Origin of the sequence: Bartonella sp. CR127HXZ, assembly GCF_042194555.1 — a bacterium.
GTDB classification, from domain to species: Bacteria; Pseudomonadota; Alphaproteobacteria; order Rhizobiales; family Rhizobiaceae; genus Bartonella; species Bartonella grahamii.
The window spans coordinates 10,325-13,076 of sequence record NZ_JBHIMZ010000018.1; the positions used below are offsets into that span (position 1 = coordinate 10,325).

The window sequence follows — 2,752 nt, forward strand, 5'->3', positions numbered from 1 at the left end:
CAAATCAATGTTGCGAACAAATCAGGTGGTGCTCGTACAATTTCCGGTGTGAAGGCAGCGGTTAATAATGATGAAGCTGTTAATAAAGAACAACTGGATGGCCGTATAGCAGATATTAGTAACAGTATTAATAATATTAAAGAGGGAAGTGCTTTTGCAGTTCTCTACGATAAAAGTGCAGATGGCACTGTCAATTATAACAGTGTGTCTTTGGGCGGCAATAAGAGTCAAGGACCAGTAGCTCTCCTTAATGTTAAAGATGGCAAAATTGCTGAAGATTCAACCGATGCAGTAAATGGGGACCAAATTAATCAAATCTCTCAAGATATAGCAAACTATTTTGGTGGTGATGCCGAATTTGTCGATGGTGATTTTTGGGGACCGGAGTATAAATTATCTACAGTTTCTGCGAATGGTAAGGTGGTTCAGAAAACCTTTAAAAATGTTGGTGACGCTTTGAGTGGTCTTGATGCAAATGTAAAGAATGTGAATGATCATTTAACGAATGTGACAAATGATTTTACACAAAAAATCAATAATATTACACAAGAAGTTAAAGGCGACGCCTTGTTGTGGAGCAATGATGATCAGGCATTTGTAGCACAGCATGGAGAGGAAAGAACCAATAGAAAAATTAAGTTTCTTGCTAATGGAGATATTTCTGCTAACTCAACCGATGCTGTAAATGGTTCGCAACTTTATTTGATGAGTAATCAGCTTGCTGCGTATTTTGGTGGTAGCGCTGGCTATAATGATGGAAAATGGACCGCTCCTACTTTCAAGATAGCACAATTCAATAATGACGGTAGTTCTGGTGAGAAGAAGACCTATCATGACGTTGCCAATGCTTTTGACGGCGTAAGTGAGAGTATGTCCAAGATAAACAATCGCATTCAAAATGTTGAAAATAATGTTTCGTCCAATGGTTTAAATTGGAATGAGCAGAAAAAAGCCTATGATGCTAGCCACGATGGTCAACCAAGTAAGATTATCAATGTAGCAGATGGTAAAATTGCAGAAGGTTCAAAAGATGCAGTCAATGGCGGACAGCTTTGGCAGACCAACGAACGGATCACTGGCGTTGAGAAAGATATTAAGCATATCGAAAACAGAGTCGACAATATTTCCACTACGGTTACGGATATGGGTGAAACGGTTTTCAATATTGAAAACAGAGTTGATAATATTGAAAACACGGTTAATAATCTTTCTGATGGCGCAGTTAACTATGATAAAGATGCTGATGGTAAAAAGACCAATAAGATCACTCTAAAAGGTGGGAATGAAAGCGAACCTGTTATGATTGATAATGTTGCGGATGGTCGTATTGAACAAGGTTCGAAAGAAGCTGTAAATGGTGGTCAACTTCACGACTATACCCAAGAGCAGATGAAGATCGTTCTTGATCAATCAAAGCATTACACAGATCAACGAGTGAATAATATCGTTATCGATGCTATTGATGATGCCGTTGATCGGGCTCACCAATATACAGATATGAAGTTTAATATTTTAAGTTATGACATTAAGAGTGTACGCAAAGAAGCAAGGCAAGCAGCAGCTGTTGGTCTAGCAGCGTCCAACCTACGTTACTTCGACGAACCAGGATCTTTGAGTGTTTCATTTGGTAGCGGCGCATGGCGTGGACAATCCGCATTTGCTCTTGGTGCTGGTTATACATCTGAAAACGGAAAAATCCGCTCTAATCTTTCTGCCACGAGTGCTGGTGGTCATTGGGGAATAGGTGGAGCAATCACTCTGAAAATAAAATAATACGAACAACGAAAACTTAATAAAATTTTCACCCTTATTGATTGAAATGAGGGTGATTTTTTTTACAGACGCACAGTATTTACCCAGAGATAAGCATAATATTTGATGAGGCTATAAACTTTGAGGTTTTATAGAAGCTTTTTCTATATTTTTGTTGAAAAAAGATCACAGTAGAATCCATATTGCTAAAAAGTCATATTTTTATGTTGCTATTTTCTTGAACAGTCTATAGTGATGCGGAAATGTATATTAGTAAGACTCATTTTGATAAAATAACTTTCAAAGGGGGGAAAAGTAGTGCGTAAAGATAGAAGGTACATCACAAGACCGCGCATATATCATCACATGATACTTTAAAAAGAGAAAACCTAACTAAAAAGCCGATTATCCGAGGCAAGCTAGATTTCGAACATATTACAATCTCTTTTTACTTTACTTGTTATTAACAAAAAAATGCTTTTTAATAAAACTAAAGTCTATAACTAGGAAAACACATACTAAAACCTTTTTTGAAAGATTTTATATTAACGACTACCAAGTAAAAAGTAAGATTAAATATGCAAGACCTCTTTTTAGTTAGGAAAAAACAGCACATTAAACCCCTTAGACTCTAAATGTGTTATTTTTATGCCCACAAAACATAATCAAAAAACAAACATTTAGGTCTCAACACAGAAAGCACAAACAAAACAAGATTAAAGACTCAAAACGTTCACACTCTAAGCAATAATCCTCTATTCTCAATTCCAAAGAGGTCAATAATGCTAAAATGTGTCTTTTTTATGTTTTTGGAGGTGTTTTTAAGTTTTTTCATTGGAGAGTTTGTTATGAAAAAATTATATGCCCCACAAGCAGCGAGTGAATTAAAACGTTCTCGTTTTTCTTTTGTTAAAGTTCTTTCGTTGGCTGCAGCGGCTACATTTTTATCGAATGTTACACCTGTTTTTTCAGCAAATTCTGATTTTAGAAACACATTTCT

At 36.1% G+C, this 2,752-nt stretch carries 1 protein-coding gene; it reads left to right on the forward strand.

The annotated features are described in order from the left end of the window. The coding region (locus ACFIKY_RS08140) for a Vomp family autotransporter (protein WP_375661663.1) at positions 1-1,773 on the forward strand (1,773 nt) is incomplete at its 5' end. Between the last annotated feature and the right edge of the window lie 979 nt (positions 1,774-2,752).